The organism is Candidatus Baltobacteraceae bacterium, from assembly GCA_036489885.1.
GTDB lineage: Bacteria > Vulcanimicrobiota > Vulcanimicrobiia > Vulcanimicrobiales > Vulcanimicrobiaceae > JAFAMS01.
Window position 1 is genome coordinate 1,353,117 of sequence record DASXEW010000003.1, and the last position, 15,034, is coordinate 1,368,150.

The 15,034-nt window shown below is 59.9% G+C and carries 17 protein-coding genes; 8 read left to right on the plus strand and 9 right to left on the minus strand.

The features are described 5' to 3' along the window. Positions 1 to 13: 13 nt before the first annotated feature. The 3 genes from tmk (at position 14) to VGG22_12580 (ending at position 2,875) form a co-directional block, all read left to right on the plus strand. A complete protein-coding gene (tmk, locus tag VGG22_12570; GenBank protein ID HEY1729203.1) occupies positions 14 to 658 on the plus strand; it encodes a dTMP kinase in 645 nt (214 codons plus the stop codon). Further along, positions 655 to 1,656: a DNA polymerase III subunit delta' gene (locus tag VGG22_12575; protein ID HEY1729204.1), complete on the plus strand. Its 1,002-nt coding sequence runs from the start codon at positions 655 to 657 to the stop codon at positions 1,654 to 1,656. Before tmk ends, VGG22_12575 begins: the two co-directional genes overlap by 4 nt. 70 nt (positions 1,657 to 1,726) lie before the next feature. Next, positions 1,727 to 2,875 (plus strand): CaiB/BaiF CoA-transferase family protein, encoded by a 1,149-nt coding sequence (locus VGG22_12580; protein HEY1729205.1) that lies wholly within the window; start codon positions 1,727 to 1,729, stop codon positions 2,873 to 2,875. 5 nt (positions 2,876 to 2,880) lie between these two features. Here the strand turns inward: VGG22_12580 and VGG22_12585 are convergent, their stop codons facing one another. The 4 genes from VGG22_12585 to VGG22_12600 are packed head-to-tail and all read right to left on the minus strand — an operon-like array spanning position 2,881 to position 5,713. After that, a complete protein-coding gene (locus VGG22_12585) occupies positions 2,881 to 3,489 on the minus strand; it encodes a TMEM175 family protein (protein ID HEY1729206.1) in 609 nt (202 codons plus the stop codon). Next, positions 3,486 to 4,214, minus strand: a complete 729-nt coding sequence (locus tag VGG22_12590) for an isoprenylcysteine carboxylmethyltransferase family protein (protein HEY1729207.1) — start codon at positions 4,212 to 4,214, stop codon at positions 3,486 to 3,488. The genes VGG22_12585 and VGG22_12590 overlap by 4 nt, the downstream gene beginning before the upstream one ends. Position 4,215: 1 nt before the next feature. Further along, positions 4,216 to 4,905, minus strand: a complete 690-nt coding sequence (locus tag VGG22_12595) for a hypothetical protein (protein ID HEY1729208.1) — start codon at positions 4,903 to 4,905, stop codon at positions 4,216 to 4,218. A 1-nt stretch (position 4,906) separates the two neighbouring features. Further along, on the minus strand, positions 4,907 to 5,713 hold the full coding sequence (locus VGG22_12600) for an S-methyl-5'-thioadenosine phosphorylase (GenBank protein HEY1729209.1): 807 nt from the start codon (positions 5,711 to 5,713) through the stop codon (positions 4,907 to 4,909). 179 nt (positions 5,714 to 5,892) lie between these two features. Here VGG22_12600 and VGG22_12605 point away from each other — a divergent pair, with 179 nt between their 5' ends. Next, complete coding sequence (locus tag VGG22_12605) at positions 5,893 to 6,402, plus strand: PadR family transcriptional regulator (GenBank protein ID HEY1729210.1); 510 nt, start codon at positions 5,893 to 5,895, stop codon at positions 6,400 to 6,402. Positions 6,403 to 6,706: 304 nt separating this feature from the next. Here VGG22_12605 and VGG22_12610 read toward each other — a convergent pair whose 3' ends face one another. The 4 genes from VGG22_12610 to VGG22_12625 form a co-directional block, all read right to left on the minus strand. Next, complete coding sequence (locus tag VGG22_12610; protein HEY1729211.1) at positions 6,707 to 7,006, minus strand: putative quinol monooxygenase; 300 nt, start codon at positions 7,004 to 7,006, stop codon at positions 6,707 to 6,709. A gap of 192 nt (positions 7,007 to 7,198) precedes the next feature. Then, on the minus strand, positions 7,199 to 8,425 hold the full coding sequence (locus tag VGG22_12615) for a flavin-dependent oxidoreductase (GenBank protein HEY1729212.1): 1,227 nt from the start codon (positions 8,423 to 8,425) through the stop codon (positions 7,199 to 7,201). After that, on the minus strand, positions 8,422 to 9,453 hold the full coding sequence (locus VGG22_12620; GenBank protein HEY1729213.1) for an ABC transporter substrate-binding protein: 1,032 nt from the start codon (positions 9,451 to 9,453) through the stop codon (positions 8,422 to 8,424). Before VGG22_12620 ends, VGG22_12615 begins: the two co-directional genes overlap by 4 nt. Continuing rightward, the gene (locus VGG22_12625) at positions 9,450 to 9,914 is read right to left on the minus strand and encodes a bifunctional nuclease family protein (protein ID HEY1729214.1); all 465 of its coding nucleotides are present in this window, start codon (positions 9,912 to 9,914) and stop codon (positions 9,450 to 9,452) included. Before VGG22_12625 ends, VGG22_12620 begins: the two co-directional genes overlap by 4 nt. A 70-nt stretch (positions 9,915 to 9,984) precedes the next feature. Here VGG22_12625 and ychF point away from each other — a divergent pair, with 70 nt between their 5' ends. The 4 genes from ychF (at position 9,985) to VGG22_12645 (ending at position 14,576) form a co-directional block, all read left to right on the plus strand. After that, on the plus strand, positions 9,985 to 11,079 hold the full coding sequence (gene ychF / locus VGG22_12630) for a redox-regulated ATPase YchF (protein ID HEY1729215.1): 1,095 nt from the start codon (positions 9,985 to 9,987) through the stop codon (positions 11,077 to 11,079). 91 nt (positions 11,080 to 11,170) lie between these two features. Then, a complete protein-coding gene (locus VGG22_12635) occupies positions 11,171 to 12,433 on the plus strand; it encodes a Glu/Leu/Phe/Val dehydrogenase (protein HEY1729216.1) in 1,263 nt (420 codons plus the stop codon). A gap of 29 nt (positions 12,434 to 12,462) precedes the next feature. Beyond that, positions 12,463 to 13,185, plus strand: a complete 723-nt coding sequence (locus tag VGG22_12640; GenBank protein HEY1729217.1) for a sulfite exporter TauE/SafE family protein — start codon at positions 12,463 to 12,465, stop codon at positions 13,183 to 13,185. 98 nt (positions 13,186 to 13,283) lie between these two features. Continuing rightward, positions 13,284 to 14,576: an aspartate aminotransferase family protein gene (locus VGG22_12645; GenBank protein ID HEY1729218.1), complete on the plus strand. Its 1,293-nt coding sequence runs from the start codon at positions 13,284 to 13,286 to the stop codon at positions 14,574 to 14,576. On the opposite strand, the gene VGG22_12650 is transcribed toward VGG22_12645, so the two are convergent. Beyond that, complete coding sequence (locus tag VGG22_12650) at positions 14,541 to 14,990, minus strand: ATP-binding protein (protein HEY1729219.1); 450 nt, start codon at positions 14,988 to 14,990, stop codon at positions 14,541 to 14,543. The genes VGG22_12645 and VGG22_12650 overlap by 36 nt on opposite strands. Positions 14,991 to 15,034: the final 44 nt, after the last annotated feature.

Here is a 15,034-nt window from a genome sequence, read left to right on the forward strand (position 1 = left end):
GAAGCAGGGTGCGATGTTCATCACCTTCGAGGGTATCGAGGGATCTGGCAAGTCCACCCTGATGCAACGCGTTGAACAAGCACTCCGCGAGCGTGGCGAAGACGTCCTGCAAACGCGGGAACCTGGGGGCACGCCGCTCGGAGACGAGGTGCGCAAAATCTTCCTCGATCCGGCCCAGAAAATCGTCCCGATGGCGGAGGTCATGCTGCTGTGCGCATCCCGTTCTCAGCTATGCACCGACGTTATTCGGCCGGCGCTGCGCGCCGGACGGACGGTCTTGTGCGATCGCTTCTTCGACTCCACGATTGCCTACCAGGGATACGGGCGTGGCATGGACGTCGAGGAGCTGCTGCAGGTCTGCCTTGCGGCGACCTCCGGACTGACGCCGGATCTTACGTTTATCCTTGATCTTCCGCCGGAAATCGCCTTACCGCGCGTCGTCGCGCGTGCCGCGAACGGGGGACACGCCGTCGATCGCATGGAGCGCGAGTCGCTCGATTTCCATCGCGCGGTCCGCGCGGGCTACCTTGACATGGCGCGTCGTTGGAGCCGGCGCTTCGTCGTCGTCGACGTGGAGCAGCCGCCGGAAGCCAGCGTGAAGACGATCCTCGCCGCGGTCGATCACGCGCGGGTAGGACTTCGCACGACGGCTTCGTGAGCGAATTCGACGTCGTCGGCGCCGAGGGCCCGACGAAATTCTTCTCGGCTTATACGCGCGAGCGGCTTGCGCACGGTTACTTGTTCACCGGACCAGACGGCGTCGGGAAGCGCACCTTCGCGCAGCGACTGGCGCAATCGCTGCTGTGCGTCACGCCGAAGTCGACACTGCTCGGCTACTGCGGGCACTGCAGCGGCTGCAAGATGGTGCAATCCCGCACTCATCCCGATTTGTTTGCGACGCGCGGACAGCTGAAGATCGGCGAGCGCGACGTCGAGCAAGGCTTTCACGAATCCGAGGAAACGACGGCGAGGGATCTTGTCAGACAATTCTCGCTGCACGCCTATGAAGACGGCTGGCGCATCTTCATTTTCGAAGACGTCGACTTCACGCGCGAGGCGGCGAATGCGCTGCTGGCGTTTTTCGAAGATCCGCCGGCGCGCGTGCTCTTGCTGCTCACGAGCGACGCGCCGGGCAGATTGCTCGAAACGATTCGCTCGCGGCTGATCGAGGTGCGCTTCCCGCTGTTCTCGCGCGCGCAAGTCGAAGAGATCTTGCGCAAGATGGGTCACACCGATGCGAAAGAGATCGCGCGGGCGGCGCTGCTCTCGCAAGGCAGCGTCGATCGCGCCGTCGCGTCGCTTGGCGGGGAATCGCGTGAAGTTCGCGATGCGGCGATCGCGTGGTTCTACGGAGTCGTGCAAGGCGGCGATGTCGATGACGGTCACTGGGCGGTGCGCGACACGCTCGAAGAGGGGCTCGAGACGATCAAAACGCTGACGCGCGATTGGCTCGTGTTACGTATCGCGGGCAAAGAGGTTGCGCCGCTGGCTTCCGATGAAGCGCGCTCGGTCGGAAAACTTTCGGCCGTCGAGGTGAGCGATCTCGTTCGCGCGCTGACTGCGATCGAAGAAGCCGAACGGATCGCGCGCACCAACGTCACGCCGCATCTTGTCGCGGAATCCGTCCGTATGGCCCTCGCCGCATGCTCCCGCTAAGCGACCTACGCCCCGGTGTCATCCTGAGCGTAGCGCACGAAGTGCGCGTAGTCGAAGGACAGCGAGATTGATGCTCAACGAGGACGACGTTCTCCCACTGCACGATGTTCGTGTCGTTGAGTTCTGTCACACGATCATGGGGCCGTCGTGCGGTTTCGTGCTTGCGGAGCTTGGCGCCGATGTCGTCAAGGTTGAAGCCGCACCGAGCGGTGACGCAACACGACGGCTGGGCGGCTTTGCAGCGGGATTCTTTCCGTGCTTCAACCGCAGCAAGCGCAGCCTCGTCGTTGATCTGAAAACCGAGCGCGGAAAAGCGATCGTTCGCAAGTTGATCGAGCGGTCTGATGTGCTAATCGAGAACTATGGCCCGGGAACGCTCGACCGTTTGGGTTTCGGCGCCGACGCGGTCGAGAAGATGAACCCGAAGCTCATCTACTGCGCCCTCAAAGGCTTCTTGCAAGGACCCTACGAGCGCCGCCCCGCGCTCGATGAAGTCGTGCAGTACATGACTGGCCTTGCATACATGACGGGACTTCCCGATCGTCCGCTCCGGGCAGGCTCGTCGATCGTCGATATCATGGGCGGCGTGTTCGGCGTCGTCGGAATTCTTGCGGCGTTGCGGGAGCGCGAGCGCACCGGGAAGGGCGCGCGCATCACGGCCTCTCTCTTTGAGAGCGCGGCATTCTTGGTCGCGCAGCACATGGCGGCCGAAGCCGTAACGGGCCTGCCGCCACCGCCAATGTCGATGCGCTATCCGGCGTGGGGCATTTACGAGACATTTCCGACCAAGGATGGCACGCCAATCTTTATCGGCGCCACGTCAAACGCGCATTTTGAGAGCTTTTGCCGTGCGCTCGGACGCGAAGATCTGCTCGCAGTCCCTGAGTTCTCGGATAACAACAAGCGCGTTGCTGCGAAAGAGAAGCTGATCCCGATCGTGGCTGAGATCGTGCGCAAGCATAGCTTTAACGATCTTGCGAAGATCTTTGAGCGCGAATCGATCCCGTTCTCGCCCGTCGCCAAGCCGGGCGATTTATTTGAGGACCCGCATCTCAATTCTCACGGCTGGCTGGAACGCACCGAGCTTGCAACCGGGACGATGACGAAACTGCCCGGCATTCCGCTCGAATTCGCCGACCACAAGCTCGGCCTGCGCCATCAACCGCCGCAGCTCGGCGAGCACACCGATGAGATTCTCAAAGAGCTGGGGTTTTCGTAGCCTTTTCATCCCGACACGGAGCCGGTAGATTCACGGCGACGGCGTCGCGCTAGGAACATAAACGCAACTGTAGTCGCGATAAACACGAGTCCGGTTATTGCGTTCACGATATCCGCCGGCAAGAGCGCCGTTGCGAGGAGGCAAACGGCGAATGGTGTCGTCCACAGGAACGTGAACGTTGCGCCACGCCGCGCACCGGCGGGATCGGGACCGATGCGTGCAGCGATGAGGTGCTGAAACCCGAGAATACCGTAGGCGAGCGTGTACGCGCCGAAATACATGCGGACGGCGATAATGTCGCTCATCGAACGAACGTAGAGTTGCGTCGCATAGACGAGCAGCACGACGACCGCGAGCCAAATGAAGTTGAGAATCACCGGCCACGGTTTCGGAACGAAGAATCGCGAGAAGAGGCGATGGTGAAAGAACCACATGCTGCACACGACCGCGAAGGCGAGGACGAATCCGAAGAGCCAGCTCGGGTTTTGCACGAGCGAGATCGCATGTTCGGGGATGATGAGCGACGCACCGAGCTGTGCAAGACTGAAGCCGATGACGATGTCGGAGAACGCCTCGAGACGATGGACGAAATGCCTGGCCGACTCGTCGCTCACGTGGTTCGTCGAGCCATAATTCGTTGCACGACGATCCCGATAACGTAGAACGCGACGAAGCCGTACAGACCATACGGCATCGGCGCGAAGAAACAACAGAACCCAAGAAACATCGCGAGCGTGAAGACCTCGGTCTTCAGGCCCTGCGCGAGATTTGGTTTCAGGTCACCTTCGGCCGGGACCGGTTTCAGGCGCGGCCACAAGCGCGGCACGCTCGCGCGATAGCGTTCGTACGCTTCGCCGAACGTTGTGCGAAGCACCGGCTCCTCGTGATCGATCAGCCGGTTGATCAAGTATGCATTGGCGATGAGAATGAAGGCGGCGCCCGACGGTGGCGCTACGAGAGCAAACCCGAGCGACATGAACATGTTGCCGAGGTAGAGCGGGTTGCGCGTGTAGCGGAACGGGCCCTCGACGAACAGTCTCTCGGCTTTGGCGTCCGCGTTCCATACGATCGAGGCTTGCAAGTAACTCGAACCGGAGAGGCGGATCAAAAAGCACATCAGCACGCACAAGAGCGCGAACAAAAACAGCGCGTTGATCGTCGCGTCGCCACCAGCGAGCGAACCAATGAGCACGATCGTCGGTACATACGGCGTATTCGAGAAGCCGTCGACAACGATCGGAATCCAAAAGCCGGCACCGTACAGCATGCCGAAGACGCTCGAGCGGTTTCGATACCACCACGGCGATTGCGGCGCACCGGTACCCGGCGTCTCGATCATCTCAGAAGCGGCGTCGAACGAATGCTACGTTGGTATACGAACGGGCCAGAACGAGGGCAAAGTAACCGAGAACGATCGCACGAAACGCGGCGGCGATCAAATACGAAACAGTAGGTGACAATCCGAAAATGACGGCGTAGCTCGGAATGAGCACGGATCCGAGCGCCCAGTAGAAGATCAGAAAGAAAACCGCTAACCCGATCGGTTGAAGATAGCTTTCGCGAACGCGCTCGATGCTCGTGTTGAGCGCCATGAATCCGGGGATCCCACCGATTGCGGCCGCCGGTATCGTGTAGATCAAGAAGAAGAACGCGATCACGAAGAGTGCTTCACCCAAGATCGGACTGATGAACGAGCCGATCTGCAGCGCAATGTAGACGATGAAATTCAAGCCGAGCGCGGCCATGAAGATGTCGCCGGCTTTGCGGCGCCCCTCTTCCCAACCGTCTTCGAAAGAGCCCTTCCCGCTACGCCACACGTGATCGGCGATGATCACCGATATGCCCAGGCCGAAGCAATTGAAGAGGAAGATCAAGAGCGCAAGGATGCCGCCGGTAATGCCACCCAGCGCATCACCCGAGACCTGTGCCCCGCCGAATTCTTGCACCAGCACGCCGAGGACGCCCGTAAAGAGCGGCGCCAGCAGCAATGCTGGATTGCGGAACAGCAGCGGGATCGCTTGGAGATACACTTTAGAAGCGCGCGCCTTCGAGCGCCGAGCTGCACTTGCACGAATGCTGCTTAGGCGTTGCAGAGATAATGCCGAAGATAGCCTTCTTCACGCGTTCGTTATTGCTCGCGAAGACTTTCATGACTTCTTCGTGCGAAACGGGCTTGACGCCGGGCATCCCTTCGAGCCCGACGTCGTAGTCCGTGATCAGCGAGATGTTGACGTAGCAGATCTCCAGCTCGCGTGCGAGATAACACTCGGGATACTGCGTCATGTTGATGACTTCCCAACCGTGGCTCGAGAACCACTTCGATTCCGCGCGCGTCGAGAAGCGCGGCCCCTGAATGACGACGACAGTACCGTGGTCGTGCGTAGTAATGCCGATCTTTTTTAGCTCGGCGATTGCAATCTCACGCAGTTGCGGACAATACGGATCGGCAAACGAGATGTGCGTCGTGATCGGGCCATCGTAAAACGTGTCCTTGCGGCCGGTCGTACGATCGACGACCTGATCGCACACGACCATCTCGCCGGGCGCGACTTTGGGATCGAGCGAGCCGCATGCGGTCGGGCCGATGATGCGCGCAACGCCGAGCTCTTTCATCGCCCAGAGATTTGCGCGGTAGTTGATCGCCTGCGGCGGAAAGCGATGATCTTTGCCGTGACGCGGAAGAAACGCGACTTTCTTTCCGGCGACTTCCCCAAGTGCAACTTTATCGCTCGGGGCGCCGTAGGGCGTTTCAATCCAGACTTCGCGCGCGTTCTCTATTAGCGAGTAAAAGCCGGATCCACCAAAAACGCCGATCTCGGCGCTGTCTTTAGCCACCATCTCTCCTTATCGTTGGACGGCGACCAGGTTACGGCAGGCGCGTCGCCCTCTCTTGTCACCCCGAGCGAAATCGAGGCTCGGCCGATATACTCTTGACAGATCACGATATATCGCGATAGGATGCCGATAGGCCTATGCGATAGGCTGGAAAGGATCACTTTGAAGGCGGACGGCATCATATGAGACACGGTCGCCGGCACATGCACCGCATGTGGCGACAAATGGCCCGCGAAGGCGGCGCCGGCTTCGATGGCGAGCCCCGCGTACGCCGCGGCGACGTGAAGTTTCTGTTGCTCAGCGCGCTCACGAAGCGCCCGATGCACGGCTACGACATCATGCAAGATCTCGAGGAGCAATATCAGGGACGCTATCGTCCCAGCCCCGGATCCGTTTATCCGACGCTGCAGATGCTAGAAGACGGCGGCTTCGTAACGAGCCAAGTCATCGACGGAAAGCGCGTCTACGAAATCACCGACGCCGGACGCACGCTTCTCGAAGAGCGCGGCACCGTCGAAGACGAGTCCGCGCCCGGTGCGGAATGGGGCGAGCTCGGCGAGGCCGTACGTAAGTTCATGGCCGCAGTCCAGCAAGGGCTGCGTCAACTCGATGACCGCAAGACGCGCCAGCGCATCAAAGAAGTCCTCGACGCTGCGCGCAAAGAGATCTACTCGATCCTCCAAGACGACTGATCCATCATGAGCGCTGTGAACGAACCGCTCCACCACTTATGCGAAGACCTTTTCGACTCAGGTATCGACGATGAACGAATCGCCGAAATCACCGCCCTGTATGCAGACGCTCTAAAGCGACGAACGTCCGAAGTCTGGATGGCATTCTACGATGCAATGTTCCAAGCACTTCGGGCGTTGGCCGTGCGTCCTGCTGGATTCAGTCAGCGGGAAGCGCGAGAATCGCTCCTACGCATCGTCGAGGACGATCTCGGGCGCACACTATTCGGAAACGCCGTCTCAGAACTCCGCGATCAGCTAAATCCTAGGCTGGGTTACTCCACGTAAAGTTGCGGCGCCTCACGCTCTTGACGAGCGGTTTGCGCGCCGCATCGAATTTTGCATAGTGCGGCGTCTGACGGTGCGCATCGTAGCCGCCCTCGTCGACGTAGATCTCGTAGAGTACGACCGTGTCTTTCGTGTCGTCCGGACGCAGCACGTCAAAGCGTAAGCATCCCGGTTCGTTGCGCGAATTGGTCGCGTTCTCGACGACTATTTTCAAGAACTCGTCGAGTGCGCCGTCGTTGATGACGAACTCCACCTCGAGCACGTACTGCTTAGCCACCAGACCCAGCCTTTCTATTTGAGGACGTGTTTCGTTAACCACGACGAGAGAAGCATGAGATATGCCGGCGCTACCGGCGCGTCGTTCCAGAGTGATTGCGGGACAACGGTGCGCCGGCGGGATATCCGGAAACGTGCCAGGCACCGGCGCCGAGGGTGCAGCAGAGCACGGCCACGAGCAACGCCATTCGTTTCATGTGGACGTTTTGTGCAGTGTTTCCTTATCGTATCCTGCCACGCGTTTGTAGGAATCCGAGAGCGCAACCAGCTCGTCGCGCGGGATGATGTCATCAATGTGCTCGAAGGGCCGATCTCCGGTGCGCAGATAGACTTCACGCAGAATCGCGTCGGGCGGATTGGCGCGGTTGGCGCGCACCACGCCGGACGTCATCGGCAAGCGCCGGGCTTCATATGCGCGCAGCGCTTTGACTGGATCGCCGCCGGCGCCAAGCTCTTCGGCGAGCGCGCGCGCATCCAATATCGCCTGACCCGCGCCATTCGAGCCGCGCGGATACATCGGATGTGCCGCATCGCCTAAGAGCGTCGCGCGTCCGAAACTCCAGCGCTCGAGCGGCTCTTGATCGACCATCGGAAATTCGAGGATCGTCTCAGCGTTGCGGATCAGCAGCGGCGCATCGAGCCAATCGAATTGCCAGTCCGAGAACGCGCCGATGAAGTCGTCGATGTTTCCGCGGCGATTCCAGTCGCGCGCGATGTGCTGCGGCGTTTCGAGTTCAGCCACCCAGTTGACGAGCTGCCGGCCGGAGGCATCGATATTATCCCGGATCGGGTAGATCACCATCTTCCCCGTCGCAAGCCAGCCGGCGCGAATCATCGTCGCGCCGCTGAGAATCGGCGCGTGCTTTGTCACGCCGCGCCACATGTTGTAGCCCGAGTAGATCGGTGCGCCTTCCTGCGGATAGAATTGCTTGCGAATCTCGGAGTGAATACCGTCGCACGCGATTGCAATGCTGCCGCGCTTTCGCGTTCCGTCATCGAAGCGTAAGCTAATGCTGCTGTCGTCCTGTTGCACGCCGATGCAGCGGTGACCGAAGAAGAGGTTAGCGGGGCCGACGCGCGCCAGAAACGCGCGCACCAGCACGTTTTGCAATTCGGCGCGATGAATCGAAAGTTGCGGCCACTCGTATCCGGCCGCCGTTCCGAGTGGCTCGTCGTAAATCAGCTGGCCGAAGCGATTGTAGAAGGCCGAGCGATTCGGCGAGACGGCGAATTTCTCGAGCTCTTCCTGAAGTCCGAGCTGCGCCAGAATCTTCGTTGCATGCGGCAGAATGTTGATTCCGACGCCGACTTGCTGCAAGCGATTAGCTTGCTCGTAGATACGCACCGGAATTCGGAAACGGTGCAGCTCGAGCGCGAGGATCAATCCGCCGATCCCCGCCCCGACAATGAGGACGGTCAAGCTTTCGAGTGGTACGGTCCGAGCATCTTGACTGCAGCTTGGGCGAACGTTTCGTCGAGGACGAAGTCGACGGTGATGCCGCTCGTCACGAATCCAGCTTCTTTAAAGGTCGCGAGATCTTTGGCCAGGCTTTCGGTGTTCAGGCGCCCGTTCGGATCGTTGCCGTTGGGCGTAATCGCACGATAAATGGCCGGATCTTTGATGGCCGTGTATTTCGTGAGAATTGCGATGACCTCGCCTGCGGCACGTCCCGCCATTTTGCCGCCTTTGAGGGCATCGTTGTAATCGCGTGCCGCTTTGATGTAGGCGACCATGAACTTTTGCGCCGCATCGCCTTTGCTCTTGATGAACGGACCGCCATAGAGTACGCATGCGATCTGCTGGTTGGGATAAAACTGATCGTCCGGCATGAACCTGACGGCGACGCCGCTTTCGATGCACTTCGTAGCGATCGGTTCGGCCGTGATCGAGGCGTCGATGGACCCGCCGCTAAAGGCCGCAAAGTGGTCGGGGAATCCGAGATAGATCTCCTCGACGTCACGATACGTGAGACCGCCTTTTTTGAGCGCTTGGTTCATCGTGCAGAAGCTGGCCGTGGCTTGCGCAACTTCGGCGATCTTCATCTCGCGAAGGTCGCGTACGCTCTTGACCTTTCCGGAGTCGGTCAGCGACTTGCGGACCATGAGCGGCAGATAGCCGTAACCTTTGGGTGCAGACCCCTTATCGGCTACGATGCGGATATCGATGCTGCGCGCGGCGGCGTTGTACAAGCCGGCGGAGGGCGCGCCTGCAGCGACGTCGAGTTGTCCGGTAGCAAGCGGCGCGATCATTTTCGCTGCCGAATCGAACGGAATGAGTTCGACGTCGAGTCTCTGCTCGCGAAAATATCCTTTGGCTTCCGCGATGAAGAACGGCGCGTCGCTACTGCTGTTGGTCGTGCCGACGGAAACCTTGGTGTCGGACTGCGCGAACGCAACGCCTGTCCCAAGACCGATCGCGCCGAGTGTAAAACCTGCGCGCGTGATCAATCTTTGAAATCGCTGGGCTTGAGTTCCTCGATGAACTTTTTGAAGCGGTCGCGTTCCTCTTCGTCGGATTTCTTGTCGGGAACAGTCTCTTCGAGCGCAATCTTGTCGCTGACATAGATCGGCGCTTGCATCCGCAGCGCGAGCGCGATCCCGTCGGAAGGACGCGCATCGATTTCTTGCGTCTCGCCGTTGGTCTTCACGATCAGTTTTGCGAAGAACGTCGAGTCTTTGATGTCGTGGATCACGATTTGCTCGAGCTTGGCTTGGAGAGCTTCTAGCATCATGCGCATGAGATCGTGGGAAAGCGGTCGCGGGACCTGCGTTCCTTCCAATGCCAGTGCGATCGCGGTTGCCTCGAATGGACCAATCAGAATTGGAAGGTAACGGCGACCTTCGAGATCCTTAAGGATGACGACGGGATCATGTGTTAACAAATCGATCCCGAGCTTGTCAACCTTCATCTGACGCATCTTTTGCGGGTTTCGACTCCCGGCTAGGCCATCCTACGCTTGTCCCGAAGCGGCGCTTGCCATGGCCCTTTCTTGTGGAATCGTCGGTTTGCCCAATGTCGGCAAGTCGACGATTTTCAATGCACTCACGCGTTCGGCGAACGCGCTCGCAGCTAACTATCCCTTCGCGACGATCGAACCAAACATTGGTGAGGTCCCCGTCCCAGATGACCGTTTAAAGGTACTCGGAGAGATCGTCGGGGCAGCCCGAATCGTGTACGCGTCCACTCGTTTCGTGGACATTGCGGGTCTCGTTCGCGGAGCAAGCAAGGGCGAAGGTCTGGGCAACGCGTTTCTCAGTCACATTCGCGAGACGGACGCGATCGCAATGGTCGTGCGCTGTTTCGAAGATCCCAATGTCACACACGTTGAGGGCGCTCCGGATCCGATTCGCGACATCGACATCATCGGGATCGAAATGGCGCTCGCCGATCTCGCAACGATGGCGAAGCGTCACGAACGTCTCTCGCGCGAAGCGCGCGCCGACTTGAAACTGCGACCGATGCTTGCGGCGGCCGAACGTTTGATCGCAGAGCTCGAAGCCGGGCGTCCTGCGCGAATATTTGAGCTGGGATCGCTCGAATCCGAACTGGCGCGTGAAAGCTTTCTCCTTACGATTAAGCCGGTAATTTACGTCGCAAACGTCGACGAAGGGCAAATCGGAACGCCCGGACCGCTTGCGCAAGCGGTGCTCAAACGTGCGGCCGAAGAGCACGGCCAGGCCATCGTCCTCAGCGGAAAGATCGAATCAGAGCTTGCGGGCCTATCAGATGAAGAAGCGCGCGAATTCTGTGAGGAGCTGGGGATTGCGCGCAGCGGTCTTGACCAATTGATTCTTTCTGCATACAACACGCTTGGTCTGATGACGTTCCTTACCGCGGGTCCCAAAGAGACCCGAGCGTGGACGATCGACCGCGGCAGTAAGGCGCCGCAAGCGGCCGGTAAGATCCACACCGATATCGAGCGTGGATTCATTCGAGCCGAGGTCGTCTCGTACGACGATTATGCGCGCCTTCGCTCGCTGGATGCAATTCGTGCGGCCGGCTTGTTACGCAGCGAGGGCAAAGACTACGTCATGCAGGAGGGCGACGTTGTCGAGTTTCTCTTCAAGGTGTGAGCGTTATCAATGGGGCCAAGTTTTAGCTAGGTATTTTGGCCGTTTGTCCTAAAGGTACAATACGGTAGAGGGTACCGGAGGCATTGAAATTATGTCGACTGCGGTGATACGCGATCTCTCGGTGTTTGGCGAGGCGATCGCCTACTTTAATGAGGCCGCGTCGCTGTTGGATCTGACGCCCGGCATGCGCGCGATTCTCACGCATCCCTCGCGTCAAATGATCTTCTCGCTACCGTTCCAACGCGATAACGGCGAGCTCGAGGTCTACACCGGCTATCGCGTCCAGTACAATTTCGCGCGCGGTCCCGCAAAGGGCGGGATTCGCTACCATCCGGGCGTTACGCTGGATGAAGTCACGGCGCTCGCATTTTGGATGACTTGGAAATGTTCGGTCGTCGATCTGCCCTTCGGCGGCGGCAAAGGCGGCGTCACGTGCGATCCGTCAAAACTTTCGATGAATGAGCTCGAGCGCATCACGCGCCGTTACGCAGCCGAGTTGGTTGAAGTCATCGGGCCGGACAAAGACGTCCCCGCGCCCGACGTCGGAACGACGCCGCAGATCATGGCATGGTTCATGGATACGTACTCGATGCACGTTCGTCAAAACGTGCCGGGCGTCGTCACCGGTAAGCCTCTCGAGATCGGCGGTTCGCGTGGACGCGTTGAAGCGACCGGCCGCGGTGTTTCGATTGTGGCGCTCGCCGAGCTCGAACGTCTGAGGATCCCACAGAAAAACGCGCGCGTTGTCGTTCAAGGCTTTGGAAACGTCGGTTCCTTTGCAGCTCGCTTTCTTTCGGAGGCGGGCTGTAAAGTTGTTGGGATCTCCGATGTCACCGGCGGCTACTACAACGACAAAGGCATCGACGTCAAGAGCGCGATCGCATACGCCCAAGAGCATCACTCGCTCGACGGCTACCGCGGTGGCGATAAACTTCCGTCGGGTGATGTTCTCGAGGTCGATTGCGACGTGCTCGTTCCTGCGGCGCTCGAGAACGTCCTCACGATCGTGAACGCACGAAGCATCAAAGCAAAGCTAATCGTCGAAGGCGCAAACGGTCCGACGACGCCCGAGGCCGATGCGATCCTCCGTGAGCGCGGCATCGAAGTCATCCCTGATATCGTGGCAAATGCCGGCGGCGTCATCGTCTCGTATTTCGAATGGGTACAAGATCGCCAAGGCTTCTTCTGGAAAGAGGCCGACGTGAACGAGCGCCTGCGCGAACACCTCTTGCTGAACTTCGACGCAGTGCGCGAACTTGCGGCTGCGCGCGGCGTGTCGTATCGTACCGCCGCGTACATGCTGGCGATTCAGCGGGTCAAAACGACGCTCGAAATCCGCGGAGTGTACGCTTAACGAACCTTCTCGTTGACGTCGGTCTCGGAGTGGTCGTCGGGTTTCTCGGCGGCCTTTTCGGTTTGGGCGGCGGCCTGTTTCTGATTCCGTTGCTCGGCTTTATCTACGGCTACGATCAGCAGCACGCGCAAGGCACAGCGCTTGTGATGATCATCCCGAATACGACGATGGCGATCTGGCACTACATGCGTCGTACGAAAATGGATCTGCGCGTCGCGGGCTCACTGGCAGTAGCGGCCTTGCCGTTCACGTTTCTCGGGGCGCACTTCGCAACACACATGGCGAGCACGCAATTACGCCGCTCCTTTGCGGTGATGATGCTTGCCATCGCGATTTTCTACGTCTGGACCGGCGTGCGCCACAAAGTCGCGGAGGCGAAGAGCGAGCCACGCTCGCACCTGTGGCCGGTCGCAATTCCGATCGGTGCCGTCGGAGGCGGACTCTCCGGCCTGTTCGCCACAGGTGGTGCGGTCTTTGCCGTGCCGCTCATGGCGACGATTTTCAACTTCCCGCAGGTCGTGGCGCAGTTCATGGGTCTCGCCCTCGTCGGTCCCGGAACGATCATCAACTTGGCGACGTATGCTCTCAATGGTGACGTTGTGTGGGGCGCCGGGATCGCGCTTGCGATCGGCGGGACGATTGCGATCGGATGGGGCGTCCATCTCGCGCACTATTTGCCGGAACGGCTCCTACGCGGCTTATTTGCACTTTTGGCCGCATACAGTGCGGTCGCGTTGTGGTTGCGCGGATAGGATGAAACCCGACCGGCGTTTTAACTTCGAGCTTGCGGTCGGGGCTTACGCCGTTGCGGCCCTGTTGCTCACGATGCTGATTTACTTTTTCCGACACCATGCTCGTTAAAGGCCGCACCAGCGACGCGCTCGCGGGCGGCGTCGACTCGCCGGTGCGTGCCGGCGCAGCCGTCGGCGGCGAGCCGTTCATTCAAGCGCGCGGCGCAGGAGCGTACGCGTACGATGCTGCGGGACGCAGATACATCGACTATCTGATGGCGTACGGGCCGCTTTTGCTTGGACACGCGCATCCCGCGGTGACGCATGGACTCGATGAGATCGCGGCGCGCGGCGTCGTGTTTGGCTCGACACACGAAGACGAGCTCGTTCTCGCCGAACGCATTCGCGGACATCTGCCATCGATGGAGCGTTTGCGTTTCACGACGACCGGTACGGAAGCTGTGATGGCGGCGGTACGCGTTGCCCGCGCCTTCACGGGACGTTCGTCGATCGTGAAGTTTGCGGGCAACTATCACGGACACTTCGATCTCGGCTTGCTCGGCGCAGGCGCATCGGCGCACACCGGCGATGTCGTTCGCGCGGGGATTCCGGCTGCAACGCTCGGCGATCTCGGCGTTGCACGCTACAATGATCTCGAGGATCTCGATCGCGTGCTCGCGCGCAAGGAGATCGAGGGACGTCTCGCCGCGATCCTGGTGGAACCGATCGTCGGCAACATGGGGCTCGTCGAACCCGCCCCCGGATTCCTCGACGGCCTTTTCGTACGTGCACGTGCTCGCGGCGCGCTCGTCATCTTCGATGAGATCATCACGTGGCCGCGTCTCGGACTCGGCGGCGCGCAAGAACGCGTCGGACAACGTCCCGATCTTACGACGATCGGAAAGAATCTCGGCGGTGGCTTTCCGCTTGCAGCGTACGGTGGCCGCGCAGACGTGATGCGGGTCTTAGCGCCCGAGGGACCGACGTTCGCGGGCGGTACGCACGCCGGCAATCCGTTCGCGATTGCGATCGGCCTGCGCGCACTCGATTTTCTCGAATCGAATCCGGACGTTTTCGCGCAGATGCGTGCGCTTAGCGAGCAGCTCGGTAACGGCATTCGTGCGATTCTTGCGCAGTTCGGCCTAGCCTATGCGGTCGTGACACTGGAAAGCATTGTCGATTTCAAGTTTCGCGCGGGGCCGCCTACGCGCAACTACGACGATCAGCAATTCGCCGATGCTCGCGCCTATGCGGCCTACTACCACGCAATGCGGGAGCGTGGCATTCTCTTGCCGCCCTCTCAGAACGAAGTCATGTTCTTATGCACCGAGCATACCGCGAGCGACGTCGACGAGACGCTCGAGGCGACTCGCGGCTCACTGGATAGTATGCAAGATCGTTCCATTATTTGAAACGGGCGCGCCGTGGAGACGCTTCTCGTCCCAATTGAGGACGACGAGCGTCCCACCGTCCTGCGGTTTTTGAATGCTCATCGAGCTGCTGCACTTGCGCATGAGCGGAATACCACGGCCACGTTCGGCCGACGCCGGCGGCAAGGTGCTCGAAATGCGTGTGCTGTCGATGCCGCGACCGTGGTCACGAACTGTCGCAACCAGGTGAGCGTCGCGTTGCTTGACCTCAATTTCAACCGGCTCGGCCGATAAGGCGTGCTCGATTGCATTGGCAAACGCCTCACCGACCGCCGTGACGAAGTCTTCGAGCACTTCGGGGTGCATCTCGACCTCTTCACCGACCTGCAATAACTCGTCGCGCAGTGTTCGGACGTGCCATGGCTCCGCCGGAACCCGCATTTGCAGCAATGTCATTCCTTACGTAGTTATCTTTCCGAGAAAGGCATGCAATTCAAACA

What these genes read in the sequence shown, in the direction of transcription:
- VGG22_12600 (HEY1729209.1), bottom strand. Translation starts at nt 5,713, where the DNA reads ATGGTGGCTAAAGACAGCGCCGAGATCGGCGTTTTTGGTGGATCCGGC.
- VGG22_12590 (HEY1729207.1), bottom strand. Translation starts at nt 4,214, where the DNA reads ATGATCGAGACGCCGGGTACCGGTGCGCCGCAATCGCCGTGGTGGTAT.
- VGG22_12635 (HEY1729216.1), top strand. Translation starts at nt 11,171, where the DNA reads ATGTCGACTGCGGTGATACGCGATCTCTCGGTGTTTGGCGAGGCGATC.
- VGG22_12645 (HEY1729218.1), top strand. Translation starts at nt 13,284, where the DNA reads ATGCTCGTTAAAGGCCGCACCAGCGACGCGCTCGCGGGCGGCGTCGAC.
- VGG22_12625 (HEY1729214.1), bottom strand. Translation starts at nt 9,914, where the DNA reads ATGAAGGTTGACAAGCTCGGGATCGATTTGTTAACACATGATCCCGTC.
- VGG22_12580 (HEY1729205.1), top strand. Translation starts at nt 1,727, where the DNA reads ATGCTCAACGAGGACGACGTTCTCCCACTGCACGATGTTCGTGTCGTT.
- ychF (HEY1729215.1), top strand. Translation starts at nt 9,985, where the DNA reads ATGGCCCTTTCTTGTGGAATCGTCGGTTTGCCCAATGTCGGCAAGTCG.
- VGG22_12650 (HEY1729219.1), bottom strand. Translation starts at nt 14,990, where the DNA reads ATGACATTGCTGCAAATGCGGGTTCCGGCGGAGCCATGGCACGTCCGA.
- VGG22_12605 (HEY1729210.1), top strand. Translation starts at nt 5,893, where the DNA reads ATGAGACACGGTCGCCGGCACATGCACCGCATGTGGCGACAAATGGCC.
- tmk (HEY1729203.1), top strand. Translation starts at nt 14, where the DNA reads ATGTTCATCACCTTCGAGGGTATCGAGGGATCTGGCAAGTCCACCCTG.